The sequence below is a fragment of the Nonomuraea salmonea genome (assembly GCF_042428605.1).
Lineage (GTDB): Bacteria > Actinomycetota > Actinomycetes > Streptosporangiales > Streptosporangiaceae > Nonomuraea > Nonomuraea salmonea.
The window spans coordinates 75,574-98,091 of the sequence record NZ_JBHMCF010000037.1; the positions used below are offsets into that span (position 1 = coordinate 75,574).

Here is a 22,518-nt window from a genome sequence, read left to right on the forward strand (position 1 = left end):
GTGCCTTTCAGACCTGCTCGGCGTACGGGGCCTCGGTGTACGGGGCCTCGGTGTACGGGGCGAAGGGCGCCCAGCCCTTGACGGCGAACTTGTCCCCCTCGCGGACCACCTCGGCGGCGCCATGGCCGCCCAGGTGGGCCGGGATGATCAGGGCGTTGGTGTCGGCCGCCCGGCCCAGCAACTCGCGGCGGGTGGCGACGGCCGCCGCGGGGTCCTCGCAGAAGCAGCTGTTGACGTCGGGCTCGTGGATCTGGAACGGGTTGTGCAGCAGGTCGCCGACGAACAGGGCCCGGTCGGAGCCGGACTCCAGGGTCAGCACCGACGAGCCGGGCGTGTGGCCGGGGGCGAGGTCGAGGCGCAGGTTGCGGTCGATGCGGTGGCTGCCGTCCCACAGCCGGGTCTGGCCCGCCTCGTGCACGGGGGCGACGCTGTCCTCGAACACGTTCTGGTTGCCCCGGCCGAGCCGCGCCTTGTGGTCGTTGGCCGGGTTCCAGAAGTCGAAGTCCGCCTTGGGCATCAGGTAGGTGGCGTTGGGGAACGTGGGCACCCAGGTCCGGCCGTCGAGGTAGGTGTTCCAGCCGACGTGGTCGATGTGCAGGTGGGTGTTGACGACGATGTCGACGTCCTCGGGACGGACTCCGGCGCGGGCGAGATTGTCGAGGAAGCTCGTGTTGAGGCGGTTCCAGACGGGCGCGTACGGGCGGTCCTTGTGGTTGCCGACGCCGGTGTCGACCAGGATGATCTTGCCCTCGCTGCGCAGCACCCAGGTCTGGATGGCCGAGTTGACGATGCGGGTCCGCGCGTCGAGGAAGTCCGGCGCCAGCCAGTCGCTGTGGGTCTGCCACGCCTCCTCTGAGCTTTCCGGGAAGAAGACCTCGGGTGTCATGTCGACGGGGCCGAAGTACTCCTGGACGCGGGTCAGGGTGACGTCGCCCAGGGTGATGGTGTCCATTGATGCGTCTCCAGTCCGGTGAATGTCGGGGGGCTCAGCCATCGTGCGGCGGCCGATCGTGGTCGCGGTATCCGTCACGTGACTGCAGTCGCGCGGCGAGGACGCCGCAGCAGGCGCCGAGCGCGGTCTCGTGGACGCGCAGGACGAGCACGTCCGCCGAGAACGTGTCGAGCAGCGCGAGCAGCATGCAGAGCATGCCGGTGATGAAGAACGTGACCGCCCAGTAGGCGTCCGGCGAGGTGAAGAACATGCCGAACATGCAGGCCAGCAGCAGGACGAGGAGCAGCGGGCCGTACGGCGCCGCGAGCGTGGCCAGGCCGTAACCGGCCGCCGCCCCGAGGACGGTGCCCACCAGCCGGCGCACGCTCTGCCGCAGGACCTCGCCGGTGCTCTCGGTGTTGATGAACACGACCCAGGTGGTCACGACGGCCCAGTACCAGTGGTCAGGGGACACCAGGTGGCCGCCGGCGATGGCCAGTGCGGAGGCGGCCGTCACCTGGAGGGCTTGCCGGCTCGCGGCGCGGGACGGCTCCGCCGGGTTCGGGACGCGTACGCCCGTGCACAGGACGGCGCAGAAGGCGACCACCACCGCCACGCTCAACTGCGGCACGTCGGCCGCGCGCGCCTCGGTGAACTGCGCGAGGAAGTAACCCATGAAGGCGAAGACGCCCGCGCCGTGCCCGATGGGGCCGTGAAGGCGGGCGTGCACGGCGGCGTAGATCAGTGGCAGGAACACCAGCGCGGCAGCGACCGGGTACGGCCCCGCCACGGCTCCGGCCGCCAGGGCGGCGAGGTAGAGCGGCGCTCCGAGCGCCAGGGTGCCGAGCCGGTCGACGGCCAGCGCGCTCGTCATCACGGTGAAGCCGCCGGCCAGCAGCGACGTGTCCGGCTGCCCCAGAGCGGTTAGGACGGTCAGTGTCGCGGCGGTGCCGAGGACGGCGCGCGTCGCGGCGCTCAGCCGAATTCGCGAATTGTTCGTCGTGCCCATTCCGGTGCTCCGATGGTTGCTTTTCAGCTCACCATCGTGGTTATTTCGAGCGCCGGCCGGTATCCGTCATCCGACTGCACACCGGAATAATCCCGGCGGCTTTTGTGTTGTAGCGCACAGTTTTCGAGATCGGCGTCCCCATTTCCTGGAGCATCAGTGCATCACCGCGGAGACCATTCGGCAGTGGGCCGGGAAAACGAAATCGCGGAAATTCTCCGGCGTTTGGAGTCCGGCCGGGTGCTGGTGCTCGCGGGCGATCCCGGCGCAGGGAAGAGCGCGCTGCTCGACGTCGCGGCCGGCCGAGCGGGCCGGGTGTTGCGCGCGGCCGGCAGCGAGTCCGAGGCGTTCCTGGGGTTCGCAGGGCTCCATCAGCTGCTCCGCCCGGTGCTGGGCGAGCTGGACGGCCTGCCGCCACGGCAGCGTTCCGCGCTCAGGGCCGTCCTCGGGCTGGACGACGGAGCCTACGATGGCATGCTCGTCGGCTCGGCGGTCCTCACCCTGGTCTCGAATCTGGCGCCGCTGCTCATCGTGGTCGACGACGCCCAGTGGATCGACCGCGCATCGCTGGACGTGCTGTCCTTCGTGGCCCGCCGCCTGGACGCCGAACCCGTCTCGCTGCTGCTGGGCGTCCGCTCCGCGGCGCCGCTGCCCGGCTTCGGCGGCGAACGCCTGGAGCTCGGCCCGCTGAGCGACGAGGCGGCGAACCGGCTGCTCGACCGCCAGCCGGCCCCGCCCACCGGCCGGCGTCGGGTGCGCATCCTCCAGGAGGCGGCCGGCAATCCCCTGGCCCTGATCGAGCTCGCCCGCGCGACCCCGCAACAAGGTGTCGAGGGCCCGCTGCCGGTCACCGAACGGCTGGAGCGGATCTACGCCGACCAGATCGAGTTTCTGCCTGAGGCGACCCGCCGCTCCCTGCTGCTGCTCGCCGCCGCCGACGCGACGGACGTACGGACGGCCTCGAAAGGGCTCCCCGAGGCCGACGACAAGGCGTGGACGCCCGCCGAGCAGGCCGGCCTCGTCCGCCAGGACGGCGCCCGCATCACCTTCCGCCACCCGCTCGTCCGCTCGGCCGTCTACCACGCGGCCTCCTTCGACGAGCGCAGGCAGGCGCACCTCGCGCTGGCGGAGCTGAGCGAGGAGCCCGACCGCCGGGCCTGGCACCTCGCCGCCGCGACCATCCGTCCCGACGCGGAGGTGTCGGACGCCCTGCGGCGGACGGCCGGCCGGGCGCGCCGGCGGGGCGGCTACGCGGCCGCTGCCGCCGCCCTCGAACGCGCCGCCGAGCTGAGCCCGCACCCGGCGGACCGGGCCGGGCTGCTGGCCGAGGCCGCCGCCACAGCGGTGTTCACCGGCCAGCTCGGCTGGGTGGAACGCCTGACCGCCGAGGTGGCCAGGCACAGCGACGACCCTGCGCTGATCGGCGACGCCTGGCTGGCCACCGGGCGGCTCATGGCCCTGCGCAGCAACCACGCGGCCGCGTTCGCGGTGCTGACCCGCGTCGCGGACGAGCACCCGTCCAGGGCCATGGACGCGCTGGCCGCGGCGGCGGTGGTCCGCTACTACTCGGGCGAGGAGTCGCAGCGGCAGCGGATCGAGCGCCTGCTCGCCGCCTCCCCCGACGCCGCCTCCCCCGACGCCGCCTCCCCCCACAGCGCCCTGCCCGCCAGCGGCCTGCCCGACAGCGGCCTGCGCGTCTGGGTGGAGGCCGTCTCCGACCCCCATGGCGCGGGTGCCCGGTTCGTCCCGGCGCTGTCAGGGCTCATCGCCGACGCCGCGGGCGACCCCGGCCGGCTGACCGCGCTCGCCATCGTGGCCTGGATCCTCGACCAGACCGCGCTGGCCGCCAGGACCTTCGACGAGGCGTACGACCGGTGGCAGGCCGACGGCGCGCTGCCGGCCGGGCTGGGCAGCGCCGTCGGCTGGGCGTACCTGGAGCAGGGCCGGTGGGCCGAGGCCCGTACGGTGGCCGCCGAGATCGCGGCGACGGCCACGACGGCCGGGCTCGACCATGCCGAGGCGTGCGTCCACGCGCTCGACGCGACGGTGCTCGCGCTGCGCGGCGACGCGGACGGCGCGCGGCGCGGCGCCGAGCGGGCGCTTGCCCTGGTCGATCCGCTGGAGAGCCGGTCGATCGCCGTGTCCGCGCGCCGGGCCCTGGGGTTCGCGGCGGTGGCCGAGGGCGACTACGAGACCGCGTACGCCCAGTTCCGCTCCGCCTTCACCGACGACGGCGAGCCCGTGCACTACCACGTCTCCTTCACGGTCCTGGCCGAACTCGCCGCGGCCGCCGTTCGCAGGGGGCGGCGGGAGGAGGCCGCCGGCCTGCTGGAACGCGCGGCTTCCCGTCCCGGCCTGTCGGTACGCGTCCGCGCGCTGCTCGACCGCGGCCGGGCCCTGCTCGCCGAGCCGGACCACGCGGAGCCGTACTTCCTGGCCGCGCTGGCGGACGACGCGGGCGAGCAGTGGCCGTTCGAGCGGGCGCAGACCCGGCTCGACTACGGCGAGTGGCTCAGGAGGCGGCGGCGCATCGCCGAGGCTCGTCCCCTGTTGACGGCAGCGCTGGAGACGTTCCGGCGGCTCGGCGCGCGGCCCTGGGCCGAGCGGGCGGAGGCGGAGCTGCGCGCCGCCGGCATCGAGGCCACCGGCGCCGTGGCGCCCACCGCTCTCACCGAGCTGAGCCCGCAGCAACAGCAGATCGTCCGGCTCGCCGCCCGCGGGCTGACGAACCGGGAGATCGGCGACAAGCTCTACCTCTCACCGCGCACGGTCGGCTCCCACCTCTACCGCGTGTTCCCCAAGCTGGGCATCACGGCCCGCGCCCAGCTCCGCGACGTCCTCGAGAGCACCTAGACGGTGATCACGATCTTGCCGCGCACGTGGCCGCGCTCGGCGTAGGTGTGCGCGTCCGCGATCTCGTCGATCGGGTACGTCCGCTCGATGCGCGGGGTGTAGCGGCCCTGCCGGCCGAGGTCGCTCGCTTCGGCGAGGAGCGCGGGGTCGTTGGCCGCGTTGGCCATGTGCACGCCGAGGCGCTGGGCGTTGGCGTGGTCGGCGACCGTCGAGACGCGCTCGGGGTCGCCCGCGATCGCGATGAGGTCGGGCAGCGAGCCGGAGGCGGCGGTGTCGAGCACGATGTCGATCCCGTTCGGGGCCAGGGTGGCGAGGCGGTCCGCGAGGCCGGCGCCGTACGTGGTGGGGACGGCTCCGAGCGAGGTGAGGAACGCGTGGTTGCGCTCGCCGGCGGTCCCGATGACGGTGGCGCCCCACGCCACGGCGATCTCGACGGCGGCGCTGCCCACGCCTCCTGCCGCGCCCTCGATGAGGAGGGTGCGGCCCTTCACGGGGCCGAGCGCGTTCAGGCCGTTCATCGCGGTCACGGCCGCCAGCCCGGCGCCGGCGGCCTGCTCGTCGGTCCACGTCTCGGGCGCGTGGGCCCAGGCCGACAGCACGGCCAGCTCCGCCGTCGCGCCGGTCACGCCGCCCAGCCCGAAGACCCGGTCGCCGATGCTCACCCCCTCCACGCCCTCGCCGATCTCGTCCACCACGCCGGCGGCGTCACGCCCGGGAACGGCGGGCAGGTCCACGGGGAGCACCTCGCGCACCGCCCCGGAACGCACCTTCCAGTCCACGGGGTTGACGCCGGCCGCCGCGACCCGGATGCGGACCTCGCCAGGCCCGGGGTGCGGGTCCGGCGCCTGCTCGACCACCAGGGTCTCCACACCGCCGTACTGGTGATAACGAACTGCGCGCATGACGTACTGCCTTTCACTGTGATCAGTGGGTCGATGTCCGCTTACGCTAAAACTTGACGTCAACGTCAGCTGCAAATCGAGCCAGGAAGGCCCCCCATGCGCACCCTGTACGTCGTCACCCATCCGGAGGCGACACACCACGTCGAGAAGGTCGTCGGCGGCTGGCACGACTCGCGGCTGACACCGGCCGGGCTCGACGCGGCGGCCTCGATCGCCGAGGCGTTACGCGCCCGCATCCCGGACGACGCCGAGGTGGAGCTGTTCTCCTCGGATCTGCTGCGCACCCGGCAGACGGCCGACGAGATCGCCGGCTTGTTCGGTGTGCGGGCCGTTCTGGATCCCAGGCTCAGGGAGAAGTCTTACGGGGAGGCGGGCGGCAGGCCGCAGGAGTGGCTGGACCAGCGCTTCATCCCGCCGCCCGCGGCCGGTGAACGGCTGCGTCACGACGAGGGCGTGGCCGGCGCCGAGACGAAGGCGATGCTGGCGCAGCGCGTGTACGCGGCCATGGACGAGATCGTGCAGCGTTCCTGCGAGCACCAGGTCGTCGTCACGCACGGCGGCTCGCTGACGTTCGTCGTGACGTCATGGATCAGGATGCCGATCGAGGCGGCCGGTTACGCGGCCTTCCCGGTGGCGTCCGGCAGCATCACCACGCTGCGCGAGGACGACCGCTATCATAACCGCGCGGTGGTCAGCCTGGGTGACATCCGGCATCTCGCACGGAAGAGGCGGTTCCTCGTTCTGCACGACTACGGCATGGGCGCGATGTGGTGGTGGATGCGGGCCCGGTCGGCCAGGGAGATCGTGGAGACGTTCGCGGAGGTCGAGGTGGCCCATGATGCCCAGGCTCCGGACGGAAACGTGCCGGAGGTCGACATCGACTCCCCCGCGCTGCCCGGCCGGCTCGACGAGTTGCGGGCGAAGCGGGACGCCCAGCGTGCCCGGCCCGGCTTCGGGGCGTTCGCGGGCCGGGACGTGGTCTATCTGCGGCGCCGCTGGGACGGCGAGGACGGCGTGCCAGCGGCGAACTATCTGATGGAGGTCGGCTCCGACGGCCGGCGGCTCCGCCAGGTGGAGCAGCGCGACGACGGAGCCGCCTTCCGAAGCGATCAGGACGACTGGGCGTTCAACCCGCCGGTCGTCGATCTCTTCGATCCCGAGCTGGTGGAGATGGAGATCCGCCGGGAGGACTTCGAGGCGGCGTGGGCGCGGGCGAAGAGCTGCGACGACTCGTCCCTCAGTTGAGCACGTGCTGGGGCAGCCGCCGGATGACCAGGGCGGCGGCGATGAGCCCGATGACCGAGAGGCCGGCGGCGGTCACGAACGGGTTCGCCGAGTGCAGGGCGGGGGCGAAGCCGATCCCCACGTAGACCGTCACTCCGGCGGCGCCGCCGAGCTGGTCCACGCCGCGCTGGATCCCTGAGGCGATCCCGGCGTCCTCGTCGGTCGCGCCGCTGACCGCAAGGTACTGCAGCCCGATGAGCCCGAAGCCCATCCCGGCGGCGATCAGCACCATCGCCGCGATCAGCCACGGCGCCCCGGCGCCGAGGACGGCGACCAGGGCGATCACGGCCATCGCGCCCGCGGTGCAGCCGAGGCCCGCCAGGACGCACACGCGCGCTCCCCACCTGCCGAGCAGTCGCGGGACGAGCAGGGAGGCCACGACCATGGCGACGCCCATGGACAGCATCGTGAGCCCGGCCTCCAGCGGGCCGACGCCGCGGACGTCCTGCAGGTAGAAGGTGAACAGCAGGAACGACGTGGACAGCGCGCCGCTGAGCAGCGTCGTGGCGATGTTCGCGGTGACCCTGGCGCGGTGGGCGAAGAAGCTCAGCGGCACGAGCGGATGCGGGGAGCGGGCCTCGACCCGTACGAACGCGGCACCGGCCAGGGCCGCGCCGGCCAGCGCCACCACGCTCACCCATGGGCTCGCGCCCGGCTCACCGGCCTGCACCACGCCATAGACGAACAGCAGCGGGCACGCCGTCAGCAGCAGCGCCCCCGGCAGGTCCAGGGGGCCGGGGCGGGTCACCGGCCGGTCGGATTCGACGAGGAGCAGTGCCGCCACGATCACGACCAGGATGACCGGCACCGAGATCAGGAACGTCCACCGCCACCCCAGGTGCGCGGTGATGACCCCCGACAGCACGAACCCGAGCACCAGCCCGCAGCTCGCGACGGCCGCCCACACGCTGAGCGCCCGTGACCTGCGCGGCCCCTCGGGGAACAGCAGGACGACGGTCGCCATCGCGGCCGGCAGCGCGACGGCCTCACCGGCGCCCTGCAGCAGCCGCGCCAGCACGAGGACGGGGAACGACGGGGCGAGCCCCGCCAGCAGGGACGCCGCGCCGAACAGGACGGTGCCGGACAGCAGCACGCGGCGGCGGCCCAGCAGGTCGGCCAGCCGGCCGCCGAGCATCAGCAGCCCGCCGCCGGCGATCGTGTAGCCGACCACGACCCAGGTCAGGGCGTGCCCGCCGGCGCCGAGGTCCGCGCCGATCGACGGGAGGGCGATGTTGACCACGGTCACGTCGACCGCGAGGAGGAACTGCAGCATGGACATCGCGCACAACACCAGCCATGCGCGCGTGGGGGAAGAGGAAGCCGGGCCGTGCCCGGGTGCGGAAAGCATCAAGCGCTCCGGTGCTCGAAGGTGAATCCGAGCAGCACGAAGGTGCCGCTCGGGACGGATCACGGAGCGACTGGACGTTCGCGAAGGGTCTGTGTGACGTGAACGCCCCGCCGCTAGCGGGACGTCCTGGTTACTGCCGCGCAGGCGGCCGAGCACGAAGCGGCTGACATGCCCTGCACCTTACCAGCCCCGTGTACCGAGGCCGGGCGCCCGGCCTCGGTGATGCACGGGGACGTGTCAGGCGCCGTCGGCCTGCTGGTCGTCCTGCTGGTCGTCCTGCTGGTCGTCCTGGGGGCGCTTCTCCTCGCCGGCGAAGCGTTCCCAGGCCGACTGGCGGGTGACGCCGAGTGCCGCGCCGATCCTGGCCCAGCTCACGCCGCGATCCCGGAGCTCGGCGACGCGGCGGCGGAGGCTGACGTCGACCTGGGTGCCGACGCGGTCGATCCTGGGCAGGGCGCGCAGGATCTCCTCGTCGGACATGTTCGCCCATTCCGGGAGCTCCGGTTGGGCGGGGCCGACGTCGGCGGCCAGGATCTGGTTGCAGGCGGCGACGCATTCGTCGCAGATGTAGATGCCGGGGCCGGCGATGATCTTCTTGACCTCGGCGGCCTCCTTCCCGCAGAAGGAGCAGGTGGGCAGGGGAACAGCGGGGCTCATAGGCCCTCCTTTGTCAGGGTGATCCTGACGCGAGTCTATAGCGTCAGGGCTGGCCTGACAACCCGGTCAACGGCTGATCGCCTGACCGGGGAGGGTCAGGCGGACGACGTCGCCGTACTCGGCCAGCAGGCGGGCCCTGCCGGTCGTGACGTCCAGCGCGTAGGCGTTCCTGCCCTTGGCGTGATCCCGGACCATGACCTCCGTGTCGCTGAGCCACACGGTGGGCGTAGGGCTGCCGGGCACGTCGGTCGTGGGCAGCTGCCGTACGGTCTCACCGGTCTTGGCGTCGAGGACGGTGAGCACCGGTTCCTTCCTCGGGGAACCGGTCATGTCGAGCGCCACCACCGTGCGGCCGTCCGGCGCGACCTCGCTGAACGAGACGAACGTGCCGTCGAAGCGCACCGGCTCGCCGCCGCCGGTCACGGGCATCAGCCACAGATCGGTCTTGACGTGGCGGACCAGCTCCAGCACTCCGTCCTTGATGGCGACCGGCTGGAAGCCGCGCGGCAGCATCGTGGGCTCGTCTGCCCGCATGTCGATGAGCACGCCGGTGTACTTGTCGAACTCCTCAGGGTCGTCGAAGACCAGGTAGCGGCCGTCGTCCGACACCAGCAGCATGGCGCCGAGCGGGATCTTCCTCTCCGGCACCTTGACCGGCGAGACCGTCTCGGCTCCGGTCTCCAGGTCGCGCACCACGTGGGCCTGCGCGTCACGGCTGTAGTAGGCCAGCATGCGGCCGTTCCTGCTGATCGCGATGGGCGCGTGCGCCTTGCCGGTGGTGCGGGTGAGGGCTCGCGGCAGGCGGTAGGTGGCGCCGTCGGCCGTCACCACCCGCCACTCCTCGTCGCCGCAGGGCGGCTGCTCGCACCTCGTCTCGTACGCGTGGCTGAGCGTCCCCACCGGCGCTTCGGGCAGGTCGGACACCACGTCGGCCTGTTCCACGCCCGGCGAGACCCGCACGGCGGGCACGGCGTTCACCTGCCAGGGCGTCGTCATGACCACGCCGCCGGCGCCCACGATCGCGGCGACCGCGACCGCGGACAGCGACGCCGCGACGATCCGCCTGCGCCGGTGGCGGGCGATGGCCGCCTCGGCCAGGTCCACCAAGGGTGCTTCTGCGGCGATGTCGTCCAGCGCCCGGTGCAGCCGCGTCATCGGATGACCTCCTCGATCTCGGGGTCGGACAGCAGGTGCGCCAGCTCGGGCGCGATCTCCCGCAGGCGGGCCAGGGCGCGGTGGGTCTGGCTCTTGACGTTGCCGATAGAGCAGCCGAGCACCTCGGCCGCCTGCGCCTCGGTCATGTCCTCCCAGAAGCGCAGCACGATCACCGCGCGCTGCTTGGGCCCGAGCCGGGCCAGCGCCTGGCGCAGCACGATGCGGTCGAGCGTGGCGTCGTCGTGGGAGACCCCGCCCTGGGGCACCTCGGCGCTCGGCAGTTCACGACGCGGCCGGCGCCTCCAGGACGTGTACTGGTTGACCAGCGACTTGCGGATGTACGCCTCAGGATTGCCGTCCCTGGCCAGCTTGCCCCATTTGCCCACGACCTTGGCGAGGACGCTCTGCAGCAGGTCCTCGGCCAGGTGGGCGTCTCCCGTGAGCAGGTACGCGGTCCGCATCAGCGCTTGCTGACGGACGAGCACGAACTCACGGAAGCCGTCGTGACGGTCCAATGTGATCTCCTCTCGCCCGTTCAGAACGCCACCCACGGGACGAAAGGTTGCACCCGGCTCGGAGATCGCTCAGCCGTCGCCCGCGCGCAGCACCTCACTCAGCCGCCGACGCCGCCGCACCGCCGCCTCGACGGGCACCACGACGGCGACGGCCACCACGAACGCCACCGCCACCGCGCCGATGCCCCACCACGGAGGTGCCGGGGCCGGACCGGCACCGGTGAGGAGGTGCAGGGAGAGCGACCCGAACGTCAGGTGGGCCAGCAGCACCCCGAGCAACGGGCCTCCGACGGCGGCGAGCATCGCAGGGGGCAGCAGCTCCCCCGCCGCAACCCATCGGGTCTCTCGGGACCGCAACCCGAGGGTCCGCAGCCGGGTGAGCGTCTGCCACCGTTCCGGCGCACTGGCCGCCGCACCCAGCGCGAGCCCCAGCAGCCCCAGGACCGGCAGCGTCACGCCCACCACCCAGGCCAGCCGCAACAGCCCCGCGGCCAGCGGCCCCGCCGCGGGGCCGCCTTCGACCGCGGCACCGAGGGTGGGCGCGGGGGCGAGGGTGAGCGCGTTCGAGGGGTCCGAGCCGAGGGCGGCTGCGAGGGTGAGGGTGTACGTGGTCAGGGCTGCGGCGGTGACGAGGGTCGCCAGCGGGAGGACGCGAGTCGAGGTCGCCGCTGCCCGGGCGGCTCCGAACACCGCCAGCGGGCGGCGGGAGCGCAGCAGCCGCTTGAGCGCGACGCGGGTGCCGAAGGGCAGGGCCCGTGCCAGCATGAGCGCGCCGGCGAGCGCGCACAGGGCGGGGGCGCTCGCGGGCAGCACTCCCCCGCCGGTCCCGCGCTGGTGCAGGGCGACGGCGGCGCCGATCGCGGCCAGCAGCACCCCGAGCTCCGCGGCGGCCCGCCGTAGCCGTGCGGTGTCGCGCATCCACCGCCGTGCGCTCCGGTTGGCGGGGACGCGGCGGTCGCGGGTGGCGCGGGCGGCGGTGAGCGTGCCGAACGCCGGTCCAGCGAGGACGGCGACGATCACCACCGGCGCGATCCACTCCCAGGAAACCCCGGATGCCCCGGCCCCGATCAGGCCGGCTCCCGGCGCGACTGCTCCGGCCGCTCCAGGCCCTGGCGCGCCGGCCCCGGACAGGGCGACCCCAGGCGTGATGACCGCGGCCAAGGTGAGTCCCACCGCCGCGGCGAGCAGCGCCGTCACGGCCGACTCCAGCAGCAGTTCGCCGCCGATCACCGGGAGGGACATCCCGCGCTGGCGGGCGGCGGCGAGGGGGCGGGCGCGGCGGCGTACCAGGAGGTCGGCGGCGAGGAGCAGGACCAGGGCGGCGACGGTGAGCAAGGTGACGAGCAGCAGGGACGCCTGCGCGAACGCGGCCTCGACCTGCGCGCTCACGTCCCGCAGCACCCCGTCGAGCCGGGTCTCCCACTTCAGCGAGCCGTCCCGCGCGCCGGAGGACCCGGAGGCCGCCTTGAGCGCGACCACCTTGGCGGCGACCGGCGGCACGACGTCCCAGGAGAGGCGGGCCGGGTCGGGGGTGAACCAGGCGGTGCGCCGCAGCTCGTCAGGTCCGAAGGCGAGACGGGCGTCGGGCAGGGATTCGCGGGACAGCAGCCCGGCGAAGCGGGTGCTTCCCCTGCCGTCCGCCCCGGCCACCGGCTTCAGCAGGGCGGGGGCCAGCCGCCAGGCGGGGTCGGCGCTGTCCGACGGCCGGAAGATGCCGCTGACCTGGACCTTCTTGACGTTCCCCTGGTCGTCGGCGAGCGGGATCTCGGCGCCGGGCCGGAGCTGGAGAGCGGCGGCGTCCGCCTCCGACAGGCCCACCTGCACCGGCCACGGCGGCGCGCCGTAAGGGACGGACGCCGTCTCTGAGCCGGTGGGCTCGGGCGGGCCGCCCGTGATCCAGGTGACGGCGGGGCCGCCCTCGCGCGAGAGGTAGGCGAGCTGGAACGTGCGCAGCACGCTGCCGTCGGTGATCTTGAGGGTGGGGCTGATGACAGTGGCGACGGGTGGGTGCACGGCCGCGCGCAGGCCGGGCCCGAGTTCCTCGGTGGCCCTGGCTCGGAAGTCGTCCACGCTCTCGGCGAGGCGCGGGTGCCGGATGCGGCTGGCGCTCGGCCCGCCGTCGTCCTCCATCCGGGAGTGGACCTGGAGGTCGCCGCCGTCCCTGCGGACGGCGTCCCGTACGGCGGCATCCGCGGTCGCGCTCAGCAGCGGCGGGATCGCGGCGGCCAGCACCGTGACCACGGCCACCACAAGGGCGGCCAGCAGCAACGGCCCGGCATCCGCGCGTGCGCGGCCGGCGACGCTGGGCCAGTGCGGTCCCGGGAGTCTCATGACGCCACCCACCACGCGTGCGCGCCGACGACGCCGGGCCCGTGGAGCTTCATGACGCCACCCGCAGGTGGGCGGCGTCGGCGCGACGGGCCTGGATGGCGACCACCATGCCGACCGCCAGGACGCAGGCGGTCAGCAGCCCGGCGAGCAGGGTGGACTCGGCGGCCCAGGGCCAGACGGGCAGGACTTCGGGGACGGGGGCCGCGCCGGTGTCGGAGCGGATCTGGAGGGGGGCGACGAGGTGGGTGGCGAGGGCGCCGACCGCCGCGCCCGCGGCGAGCAGGGGCAGCAGAATCCCGATGTGCTGGGCGAGCAGCACCCTGCGGATCTCGCGCCGCGTCAGCCCCAGCCCGCGCAGCCGCGCCACCTCGACCGCGCGGGCCCGCAGGTCGAACGTCACGTGCAGGATGATCCCGGCGAGCATCAGCAGGAGCGCGGCCGGGACGAGCAGCCGGAGCACGGCCGGCAGGCCCGCCCGGAGCGGTCCGCCGGTGAGCCGGGCGGTCTCGGACGCGCGCGTGGTGGCGCCGGGGGCGTCGGCGGTGGGGTGGCCGACCCACCAGGCGTCCACGGGCGCGTCGAAGTCGCCGCGCACGGCCAGGGCTCGGGTGAGGGCGTCGAAGTCGGCCAGCACGGCGGCGGCGCCCGGGGCGGACGGCACGGCGGGGAGCACGTCGGCCACACGGACCGGTACGGGGGTGAGGCCGACGGTGAGGTCGAGCCGGGACCCGGGACGCGCGCCCACCTCCCCGGCGAACCGGGCCGAGACGGCGACCGGCACCGGCCCTGGGGCGGGGAAGGCGGTGGCGACCAGGCTGGCGGCGTCGGGCGGGCCCTGGAGCGAGACGGTGGTGGTCATCCGCAGCTCGGAGCCCTTGGCGGTCACGGCAGGGTTGGCGAGTTGCCTGGGGATCGGGCCGGCCGAGGTCGCGGTCCACGGTCCTTGCGAGGCGTCGGAGCCCGCCACGGTGAGGGTCACGGCGACGCGGCTGTCCGCCGCGGAGGTCCCGTAGAGGGTGTGGCCGGTGCCGACGTTCCCGGTGTCGATCTCGAACGGCAGCGACACCGCGACCAGCCGGAGCCCATCGCCGCTCGCGCAGTCCGGCAGCGGGTGCGGCTTGCCGTCGAGCGGGATGGGCGGTCCCGTGCAGGGGGTGCGCAGGCCGGTCGGGTCCTGGAGCAGCAGCCGGGGCGTCGTGGTGAGCGGGGTCGTGCCGGTGGCGTTCCCGGTCAGGGAGAGCGCGGCTCCGGCCGGGACGGCGATGCCCGCCACCCGTGACGGCGGTGCGAGGGCGGCGCCGACGGCGCTCCAGGAGCGGCCGTCGTTCAGCCGGCCGCGCAGCAGCGCATCGGCGCGGGTGGCGTCCACGGCGACCAGCCTGGGCGGGTCGCCGGCGCCGCCGAGCCACTGGCCGACGGCGATGCCGCGGTCGGTGGCCGGGCTCACCTCTCCCCCGGTGGCCGTGCCGACCGCCGGGCCCTGGCCGACGGCGGGCGGGGCGGTGAGCGCGAGCGCGAGGTCGGTGCCGACGGCCAGGTCGGCCTGGTCCTGCTGGGAGCGCTGCCAGGTGGCGTCGAACCCGATCCCGTACGTGGCCGCCGCGCACCCCAGCCCGACCAGCAGCCCGGCCGCGACCGCCTGCGGCCTGCGAGCGGCCTCGAACGCGGCCAGCGGCACCAGCAGCCCGCGAGCCCGGCGGGCCAGCCGTTCCACGACGCGCAGGGCGGGCCACACCAGACGCAACGCCAGCGCGGATCCGGCGATGAGCAGCAGCGCGGGGGCGAGCACCCGTACGGCGTCGATGGGCGAGCCAGAACCGGCCGGCTGGTCGCGCAACTGCCACCAGCCGACGGCGGCGAGCGCCACGAGCAGCACGTCGGCGCCTGACCTGGCGAGCAGCTCCCGCCGCCGGCGCAGCGCCGTCGCGGGGGTGCGCAGGGACGGCACGACGAGCACCGCCGCCAGCGCCAGCGCGCCACCGGCGACGGACAGCACCTGGGCGGCGTTCACCCCGAACGGCGTGGCGAGCCCGGCCCCTGACATGGGGGCCAGCCGGGTCAGCGTGGCGTGCAGCGCGGAGGAGGCCGGGATCGCGACCGCGGTGGCGAGCACGGCGAGCGCGCCCGCCTCGGCGACCGCCGCCCCGGCGAGTTGCCCGCGGCCGACGCCGAGCGCGGACAGCAGCGTGGTCTCCTCGCCGCGCACGCCCGCGCTGAGCCGGCCGGCGAGGGCGAGGGCGGTCGCGGTCAGGACGAGCCCGATGGCGGCGACGGCGAGCACGGCGGCCGTGGTGACCCGCTGCTGGTCGTGGGCGGACAGCAGGGTCGCGGGCAGTTGGGAGGCGACGCGCTGGATGCGTACCCGGTCGCCGAGCGTCTGCCCCAGCCTGCGGTCGGCGGCGAGCACGGTCTGGATGACGGTGTCGAGGTCACGGACGTCGGGGGCGGACAGGTCGGGGTGGGCGGTGATCTCCAGCCGGTCGAGGGTGGAGCCGCCGGCGAGCAGGTCGTGGAGGTCGGCCAGGAACGGCCCGTACGCGTGCACCGGCTGCGCCGAGCGGCCGTCGCGGTAGGCGAGGTCGTAGCCGGCGGCGGCGAGCGGGTCGCGCTCCCAGCCGGCGCCGGGCAGCGGGCGGACGACGCCGACCACGCTGACCTCGATCCCCTCGTCGGGGTCGTCGGCAAGCTCCCTGCCGAGGCTGACCCGGCTGCCGACGGCCAGGCCGAGCCGCCGCGCGGTGCTCTCCAGGACGACGGCCTCCACCGGCGTGGCGCCCGCGCGCGGCAGGCGTCCCGTCACCGGCTGGGCGCGGGACCGCAGGTCCTCCACCGCCGACAGGTACGCGACCGCCTGCGTCCCCGTGCCGGGCAGCCATCGCATCACCGACGACGTGCGGGCGGCCGTCGTCGCCTGGAAGGGGGTGAGGGCCGAGGTCAGCGCGGCGCGGGTGTCGTCGGCGACGGATCTCGCGTGCTCGCCGCGTACGGTGACGGTGTAGGCGGTGACGTCGATCTGGTCGGCGGTGGCGCGCGCGGCGGCGGTCTCACGGGCCTGTTCGGCGGTACGGGTGAGCAGGAGCGCGCACACGCCCAGCAGCGTCGTGCCGACCACGGCCACGGCCAGGAGCGCGGCCAGCATCGGCCACTGCGCACGGGCCCGCCGCGCGACCAGCCTCAGCACGTGCGGCCCTCACCACTCACGAATCGCCCCGCCCATCGGAGGACGCCCGCCGATTCCCGTCAGGCGAGGAGCGCGCGTCGAGATCATCGTCGAGGTGGCCGTCGTTGATGTGGATCACCCGGTCGGCGAGGGCGAGCATCGTCGGGTCGTGGGTGGAGACCAGGGCGGTCACGCCCTCCGACTCCACCACCCCGCGCAGCAACGCCATCACCGACAGGCCGGTCTCGGCGTCGAGCTGGCCGGTGGGCTCGTCGGCGATGAGCAGGCGGGGTGAGGCGGCCAGGGCGCGGGCGATCGCCACCCGCTGCTGCTGCCCGCCGGACAGCTCGCCGGGCAGTTGCTCGGCGTGGTCGGCCAGCCCGACCAGGTCGAGCAGCAGCGCGACCCGCCGCTCGCGTTCCGCCGGGGAGACGCGGGCGAGCCGCAGCGGGGCGCCCACGTTCTCGGCGGCCGACAGCACCGGGATCAGGCCGAAGGTCTGGAAGACGTACGAGACCTTCTCCCGCCGCAGCAGCGCCAGGCCGTCCTCGTCGAGGGCGGTGACGTCGGTGCCGTCGACGTGGACCGTACCGGCGTCGGGGCGATCCAGCCCGCCGATGACGTTCAGGAGTGTGGTCTTGCCGGAGCCCGACCGCCCGACCAGGGCGGTCATGGTGCCGGGCGCGAGGTCGAACGTCACGTCCCGCAGCGCCTGCACGGCGGTCGCGCCGCTGCCGAAGCGGCGGTGCACGCCGCGCACGCTGACCAGCGGCCCGCCGCTCATGCGGGCCCGCCGCCGTCGGGACGGATCGCCACGTGATCCGACTCGAGCACCAGCCGGACCCGCCGGGTCAGCGCCAGCGCCTCCCGGTAGTCGCGCGGCACCTGCACCCGTCCCGCCCGGTCCATCACCGCGTACTCCTCGGCGATCACCTGCTGGGCGCCGTCGTCGTCGGTGGCGGTACGCCGCAGGACCTCGCTGCTCGTCCGCCCGTCGCGGATGGCCACCGTCCGCTCGACCTGCCCGCTGACCGCGGGGTCGTGGGTGACGATGACGACGGTGACGCCCAGCCGCCGGTTGACCTCCCGCAGCAGCGCGAACACGGCCGCCGACGTGGCGCTGTCCAGCTCCCCCGTCGGCTCGTCGGCCAGCAGCACCTTGGGCTCGTTGGCGAGGGCGACCGCGATGGCGACCCGCATCTGCTGCCCGCCGGACATCTGGCCGGGCCGCCGGTCGGCGCAGTCGGCGACGCCGAGCAGGCCGAGCAGTTCGGCGGCGCGTTCGCGGCGGACGCGGGCGGGGGTGCGGGCGGCCGTCATCGGCAGGTCGACCATCTGGCGCGCGGTCAGGTACGGGATGAGGTTGGCGGCGGTCTGCTGGCGCACGAAGCCCACGGTGTGCCGCCGGTAGCGGACGCGGTCGGCGCGCGACATGTCCAGCAGGTTCCACCGGTCGACCCGCACGCGCCCTGCGGTGGGCGCGTCCACGCCGGCCAGGATGGACAGCAGCGTCGACTTCCCCGACCCGGACGCGCCGACGACGGCCACCATCTCGCCGGCGTCCACGACCAGGTCGAGCCCCTGCAGCGCCTGCACCTCGACCGAGCCGGTCTGGTAGATGCGCACCAGGCTCTCGCAGGCGATCAGCGCGTCGCGTCCGAACTCGGGTGCCTTCGCGGGCGGCTCAGGCAGGGACAGGGGCGTGACGGCCATCGCCCTCCTCAGTCCCGGCAGTGATCTCGGGGCAAGACTCTATCCTCCGGGCGAACCGTGCCCAACCCCAGTTTCTCCGGGTGATCGGGCGTATTCCCTGCGTATTCCACGCTGCTGCCGGCGCGTGCGACGATCACGCCCGATGAGCCTCGGCCGGGAGAGCCGATCTCCGGCCGTCGAAGGAGAAGACATATGCATCTGCTGAAGAAGGTCACCGTCGGCGTCGCCGCCGCGGTGGCGAGCCTCGCCCTGGCCGCACCGGCCCACGCGGAGAGCTTCAAGCGCGACGTCGGTGACGGGATCATCCGCTACAACGACGCCACCAACGAGCTGTGCGTCCTCGCGGACAACGTCACCGGCACGGCCTGGGTGGAGGTGACGCTCACCCGTCCCGGCACGATCGGCTCGCCCGTCGTCATCAGGGACGACAACGTCAAGCACCCGGGCGCCGTCTGCGGGCTGCTCACCGGCTTCGACGGCGTCACGTTCAAGGCCTCGTACGAGAGCTACTGGAGCGGGCGCGGCACCATCCTGCGCGGCTCGTTCGAGTTCCGGTCCTGACGCGAGCGCGAGAGTTTTCCTCATGAACAAGCTGATGAAGACGGCCCTTGTGGCAGCGGTGGCAGTGAGCTCGACGATCGTCGGAGCGCTGCCGGCCCACGCGGCGAACCGCGACAACTGCCGCGGCAACGTCTCCTCCATCTACACGAGCGGCTCCGCCGTCGTCGCGTCGTACGTCATCGTCTGCGACCGGACGCAGAGCCACATCGTCGTCTCGGCGGACGTGACGCGCCAGGAGTACCCCTTGGCGAACCGGCGCGCCACGAAGACCTGCTACAACGCCGTCAGATGCTCGGTCCAGCCCCGCATCACCAACAAGACCGGCCGGCAGCTGTACTCCGGAGCGGTCTTCGGCGCGATCGCCAGGCGGGGCAGCTACATCGCGGGCTGCGGCTACGTCCAGGGCTTGCTGAGCGGCGGCCTGTCGCTGGACGCGCTCATGACGTGCAGGGCCAAGGACAAGTACCTGTAACAGGGCGCCCCGGCTCGCCGGGCCGGGCCGAAGGGGGCGGCCGCCGAACGTGACGCCGTCCCTGGTGCCCGGCTGCACCGCCGACGAGGCGCTCATCGCCTGGACTGCGCTGATGAGCGCGCTCGTCGCCGCGCCGCTGATCACCCGTTACGGGTCCAGCGCTGGTTGGCGCCGCCGTTGCAGGGCCAGATGGTGAGCTTGGTGCCGTTCGCCGTGGCGTGGCCGGGCACGTCCAGGCACTTGTTCGCGCCTACGGCGGTGATGGTGCCGTCGGCGTTCAGACGCCACTTCTGGTTGTTCTGGCCGTTGCAGCTCCAGGTGATGACCGCGGTGCCGTCGGCGGTGCCGCCGCCGTTGACGTCCAGGCACCGGTCGCCGTGCACCCGCAGCTCGCCCGCGCCGGTGGCGGTCCACTGCTGGTTCGCCTGGCCGTTGCAGTCCCAGAGCTGCACCTGACCGTCGCCGGCGTCCAGGCAGCGGCCGGATTCGACGCCGCGCAGCGTGCCCGTGTCCGAGGGCGTGCCGTCCCCCGTGCCGACACCCTGGCCGTTGAAGGTGATGGAGTCCAGGTCGAACGCGTTCGCGGACGGCGCCCTGAAGACGACGTGCAGGTTGCGCGTGCCGCCCGGGTCGGTGACGGACACCGCGGGCAGCGACACGTAGGTGTCCCAGCCACCGGTCGCCGGCACGGTCCTGGTGGCGACGAGGGGTCCTGTCGGCGAGCCGGCGCGCAGCTCGATGGAGGCTCCGGTGGCGGACGGCGCCGAGACGCGGAAGGTCACCGTGTCGATGCCGGACAGGTTGACCGGGGTGAAGGAGATCCAGTCGCCGTTGGAGATGTCGCCGATGCGCCTGCCGCCCTCGGCGCCGGACTGCTCGACGACGCGGACCCCGGACGAGCCGGTGAAGTGCTCGGCCTGCTTGTGCTTCGGTTGCAGGGTGAGGCCGGCGGTGCCCTTCAGGCCGCCGGAGTCGGTGTACTCGGCGGACAGGGCGTAGTAGACGTTCGCGGTCTCGTCGTGGCCGGAGGCCGTGGTCGTGACCGTCCCCGTGCACCCGGTGTACTGGCCGGTGTCGTGGGCGTGCTGGTCGTGGCCGAGCGCGGTGGTCACGGTGACCTCGTCACAGTCGGCGGCGCCGTCCTCGGCGTCGGTGGCGACGACCGTGTAGTCCACCTCGTCGCCGAAGTCGATGAACCCGCCGTCGGGCGGCGCCGAGAAGGCCACCTCGGGACGGGTGTTGCCGACGACGACGGGCACCGTGACGCTGCCGGTCCTGCCGCCCGTGTCGCGGACGGTGAGCCTGGCGGTGTAGGTGCCGTTGGCGGTGTAGGTGTGCGAAGGGTTGGCGGCGGCGGAGGTCGCGCCGTCACCGAAGTCCCAGGCGAAGGTGATGGCGTCGCCGTCGGGGTCGGACGAGCCGGCCGAGGAGAACGCGACGGTGAGCGGCGCGGTGCCCGAGTCGGGGCTGGCGCTCGCCTTGGCCAGGGGCGCGCGGTTTCCCGCCACGTAGTCGATGCGGTAGATGCTGTCGTCGGTGTTCGCGTGGCCGAAGCCGTTGCCCCAGTCGGCCATGTAGAGGGCGCCGTCGGGGCCGAACTTCATGTCGATCGGCGCGCGTGGCGCGATCTGCGCCACGAAGGGGCTGATCTTCAGGAGGTTTCCCGAGGAGTCGAGGCGGAGTTCCTTGACGAAGTTGCGGCTCCACTCGTAGAAGAACGGCGTCCCGTCGTAGTAGGCGGGGAACTTCCGCTCGGAGCCGGAGGCCGCGTCGTAGCGGTAGATGGGGCCGCCCATCGGGGCGGCGCCGCCGCAGCAGTCGATCTCGGGGAACTCCTCCGAGGCGTGGTAGTCGTACCACAGGGTCGCGGGCTTGGCGGCCGGGAGGTTGGTCAGGCCGGTGTTGTTGGGCGAGTTGTTGACGGGCGCCGAGCAGTTGAACGCCGGGCCCGAGGCGCCGGTGGCGAAGTTGTAGTCGCGGTACGCCAGGTTGGGGCCGACGCAGTACGGCCAGCCGTAGAAGCCGGGCTCTTTGATCAGGTTCCACTCGACGGTGCCCTCGGGGCCGCGGGCGGAGTTCGCGGCGCCCGCGTCGGGGCCGTAGTCGCCCACCGAGATCCAGCCGGTCTCCTTGTCGACCGAGAAGCGGAACGGGTTGCGGAAGCCCATCGCGTAGATCTCCGGCCGGGTCCTCGCGGTGCCGGGCGGGAACAGGTTGCCGGACGGGATCGTGTAGGTGCCGTCGGCCTCGGGGTGGATGCGCAGGATCTTGCCGCGCAGGTCGTCGGTGTTGGCCGAGGAGCGCTGGGCGTCGTAGTGCTCCCTGCCCTGCCGCTCGTCGATCGGGGCGTAGCCGCTGGAGCCGTTGGGGTTGGTGTCGTCGCCGGGGCCGATGTAGAGGTCGCCGTCCGGTCCGAAGGCGAGGTAGCCGCCGGTGTGGCCGGGCTCGTCGACGTTCCGGTACGCCGGAATCTCGATGATCTTCTTCTCGCTGGCCGGGTCGAGGGCGGTGCCGTTGAAGGTGAAGCGCGACACCCGGTTCACCTCGCCGCCGCTCGCGGGCGAGTAGTTGAGGTAGATCCAGCCGTTGTCGGCGAAGTCCGGGTCGAGCGCCAGCCCGATGCCGCCGTCCTCGCCGCCGTCGTAGACCGGCAGGGTGCCGATGACGCGCGTGCCGCCGCCGTTGGCGGGGATGAGGTTCACCTTGCCGGAGCGCGAGATGTAGAAGACGTCGCCGTCGGCGGCCACGTCCAGCTCCATGGGCTGGTCGGGCGCGCCGTCGAGGGTGACCTTCTGGTAGCGGGCCTCGACGGTGCCGCCGCAGTCGCCCGGCGCCGCGCCGGCCGCCCACTGCACGGCGCCCAGCAGGTGCTGCCGGAACAGCGGCTCGCTGTAGGAGGACGCCTGGTGGCCCATCGCGGTGGCGAACACCCGGCCGCCCTCCGGCTGGTGGCACCAGGAGATCGGGTGGTCGGCGCCCATTCTGCTCGACCCGGCGTCATAGGTGGTCTCGTCGGCGGTCACCAGCACGTGGACCGAGCCCCGCATGTTCGTGTCGAAGTTGTACCACTCCTCGGTGCGGGTCCACCGGTCGGGTAAGCCCTGGGTGGCGGGGTGGACCTGGTCGGCCACCTTGGCGGTGCCCTGCACGATCGACGAGTGCGCGGTCATGTGGGCGCCGGCCAGGACGACCTCGTCCCACCAGGGGAACTGCGCCTCGATGTTCATGTCGGTGGCGTTGTGGATCGCCACGACGCCGCGCCCGCCGCGTACGTACGACTGGAAGGCCTGGCGCTGGGCGTCGTTGTCCCACACCATGCCGTTGGTCTGGAACATGATCACCGCGTCGTAGGTGCTCATCGCCGCGCTGGTGAAGACGGAGGAGTCCTCGCTGTGGTCGAGCTTGAAGTCGTTGTCGGCCGCCAGCTGCTGGAACATCGCGACGCCGGCGGAGATGGAGTCGTGCCGGTAGGCGCCGCCCGCCGTCTCGGTGAACAGCAGCACCTTGAACGGGTCCGCGAGCGCGTGCGCGACGGGCGGTGACGACGACAGCAGCAGCAGTCCTGACAGGGCCGCGGCCAGGGCGGTGAGCAGGCGTGATCTTCGCATGGGAGAGCTCCTGAGGGGGTGG

16 protein-coding genes are annotated in these 22,518 nt (G+C 73.5%); 4 read left to right on the forward strand and 12 right to left on the reverse strand.

Features of this window, described 5'->3' with window-relative positions; translation table 11 throughout:
* Window positions 1-7 precede the first annotated feature (7 nt).
* Window positions 8-952 (reverse strand): MBL fold metallo-hydrolase, encoded by a 945-nt coding sequence (locus ACFFR3_RS31840; protein WP_364380717.1) that lies wholly within the window; start codon window positions 950-952, stop codon window positions 8-10.
* Between the two features lie 34 nt (window positions 953-986).
* Window positions 987-1,940, reverse strand: a complete 954-nt coding sequence (locus ACFFR3_RS31845) for an FUSC family protein (RefSeq protein WP_345408910.1) — start codon at window positions 1,938-1,940, stop codon at window positions 987-989.
* A 183-nt stretch (window positions 1,941-2,123) separates the two neighbouring features.
* Here ACFFR3_RS31845 and ACFFR3_RS31850 point away from each other — a divergent pair, with 183 nt between their 5' ends.
* Window positions 2,124-4,790: a helix-turn-helix transcriptional regulator gene (locus ACFFR3_RS31850; protein WP_379484343.1), complete on the forward strand. Its 2,667-nt coding sequence runs from the start codon at window positions 2,124-2,126 to the stop codon at window positions 4,788-4,790.
* Here ACFFR3_RS31850 and ACFFR3_RS31855 read toward each other — a convergent pair.
* Complete coding sequence (locus tag ACFFR3_RS31855) at window positions 4,787-5,692, reverse strand: NADP-dependent oxidoreductase (RefSeq protein WP_345408914.1); 906 nt, start codon at window positions 5,690-5,692, stop codon at window positions 4,787-4,789. The two genes, ACFFR3_RS31850 and ACFFR3_RS31855, sit on opposite strands and share 4 nt — an antisense overlap.
* Window positions 5,693-5,788: 96 nt before the next feature.
* Between ACFFR3_RS31855 and ACFFR3_RS31860 the strand changes: the two genes are divergently transcribed.
* On the forward strand, window positions 5,789-6,937 hold the full coding sequence (locus ACFFR3_RS31860) for a histidine phosphatase family protein (RefSeq protein ID WP_345408916.1): 1,149 nt from the start codon (window positions 5,789-5,791) through the stop codon (window positions 6,935-6,937).
* On the opposite strand, the gene ACFFR3_RS31865 is transcribed toward ACFFR3_RS31860, so the two are convergent.
* The 8 genes from ACFFR3_RS31865 to ACFFR3_RS31900 form a co-directional block, all read right to left on the reverse strand.
* A complete protein-coding gene (locus tag ACFFR3_RS31865; RefSeq protein WP_379484344.1) occupies window positions 6,930-8,255 on the reverse strand; it encodes an MFS transporter in 1,326 nt (441 codons plus the stop codon). The genes ACFFR3_RS31860 and ACFFR3_RS31865 overlap by 8 nt on opposite strands.
* A 306-nt stretch (window positions 8,256-8,561) precedes the next feature.
* The gene (locus ACFFR3_RS31870) at window positions 8,562-8,981 is read right to left on the reverse strand and encodes a ClpX C4-type zinc finger protein (RefSeq protein ID WP_379484345.1); all 420 of its coding nucleotides are present in this window, start codon (window positions 8,979-8,981) and stop codon (window positions 8,562-8,564) included.
* 66 nt (window positions 8,982-9,047) lie between these two features.
* A complete protein-coding gene (locus ACFFR3_RS31875; protein ID WP_345408922.1) occupies window positions 9,048-10,136 on the reverse strand; it encodes a TolB-like translocation protein in 1,089 nt (362 codons plus the stop codon).
* A complete protein-coding gene (locus tag ACFFR3_RS31880) occupies window positions 10,133-10,651 on the reverse strand; it encodes a SigE family RNA polymerase sigma factor (RefSeq protein ID WP_345408923.1) in 519 nt (172 codons plus the stop codon). The genes ACFFR3_RS31875 and ACFFR3_RS31880 overlap by 4 nt, the downstream gene beginning before the upstream one ends.
* A 69-nt stretch (window positions 10,652-10,720) precedes the next feature.
* Window positions 10,721-12,982: an FtsX-like permease family protein gene (locus tag ACFFR3_RS31885; RefSeq protein ID WP_379484346.1), complete on the reverse strand. Its 2,262-nt coding sequence runs from the start codon at window positions 12,980-12,982 to the stop codon at window positions 10,721-10,723.
* 49 nt (window positions 12,983-13,031) lie between these two features.
* Window positions 13,032-16,163 (reverse strand): FtsX-like permease family protein, encoded by a 3,132-nt coding sequence (locus ACFFR3_RS31890; protein ID WP_379484347.1) that lies wholly within the window; start codon window positions 16,161-16,163, stop codon window positions 13,032-13,034.
* 16 nt (window positions 16,164-16,179) lie between these two features.
* Window positions 16,180-16,926 (reverse strand): ABC transporter ATP-binding protein, encoded by a 747-nt coding sequence (locus tag ACFFR3_RS31895; protein ID WP_345408937.1) that lies wholly within the window; start codon window positions 16,924-16,926, stop codon window positions 16,180-16,182.
* On the reverse strand, window positions 16,923-17,855 hold the full coding sequence (locus ACFFR3_RS31900) for an ABC transporter ATP-binding protein (protein ID WP_345408939.1): 933 nt from the start codon (window positions 17,853-17,855) through the stop codon (window positions 16,923-16,925). Before ACFFR3_RS31900 ends, ACFFR3_RS31895 begins: the two co-directional genes overlap by 4 nt.
* 192 nt (window positions 17,856-18,047) lie before the next feature.
* Between ACFFR3_RS31900 and ACFFR3_RS31905 the strand changes: the two genes are divergently transcribed.
* Window positions 18,048-18,416, forward strand: a complete 369-nt coding sequence (locus ACFFR3_RS31905; RefSeq protein WP_345408941.1) for a hypothetical protein — start codon at window positions 18,048-18,050, stop codon at window positions 18,414-18,416.
* A 22-nt stretch (window positions 18,417-18,438) separates the two neighbouring features.
* On the forward strand, window positions 18,439-18,888 hold the full coding sequence (locus ACFFR3_RS31910) for a hypothetical protein (RefSeq protein WP_364380739.1): 450 nt from the start codon (window positions 18,439-18,441) through the stop codon (window positions 18,886-18,888).
* 140 nt (window positions 18,889-19,028) lie between these two features.
* Here the strand turns inward: ACFFR3_RS31910 and ACFFR3_RS31915 are convergent, their stop codons facing one another.
* Window positions 19,029-22,496 (reverse strand): ThuA domain-containing protein, encoded by a 3,468-nt coding sequence (locus ACFFR3_RS31915; protein WP_364380742.1) that lies wholly within the window; start codon window positions 22,494-22,496, stop codon window positions 19,029-19,031.
* Between the last annotated feature and the right edge of the window lie 22 nt (window positions 22,497-22,518).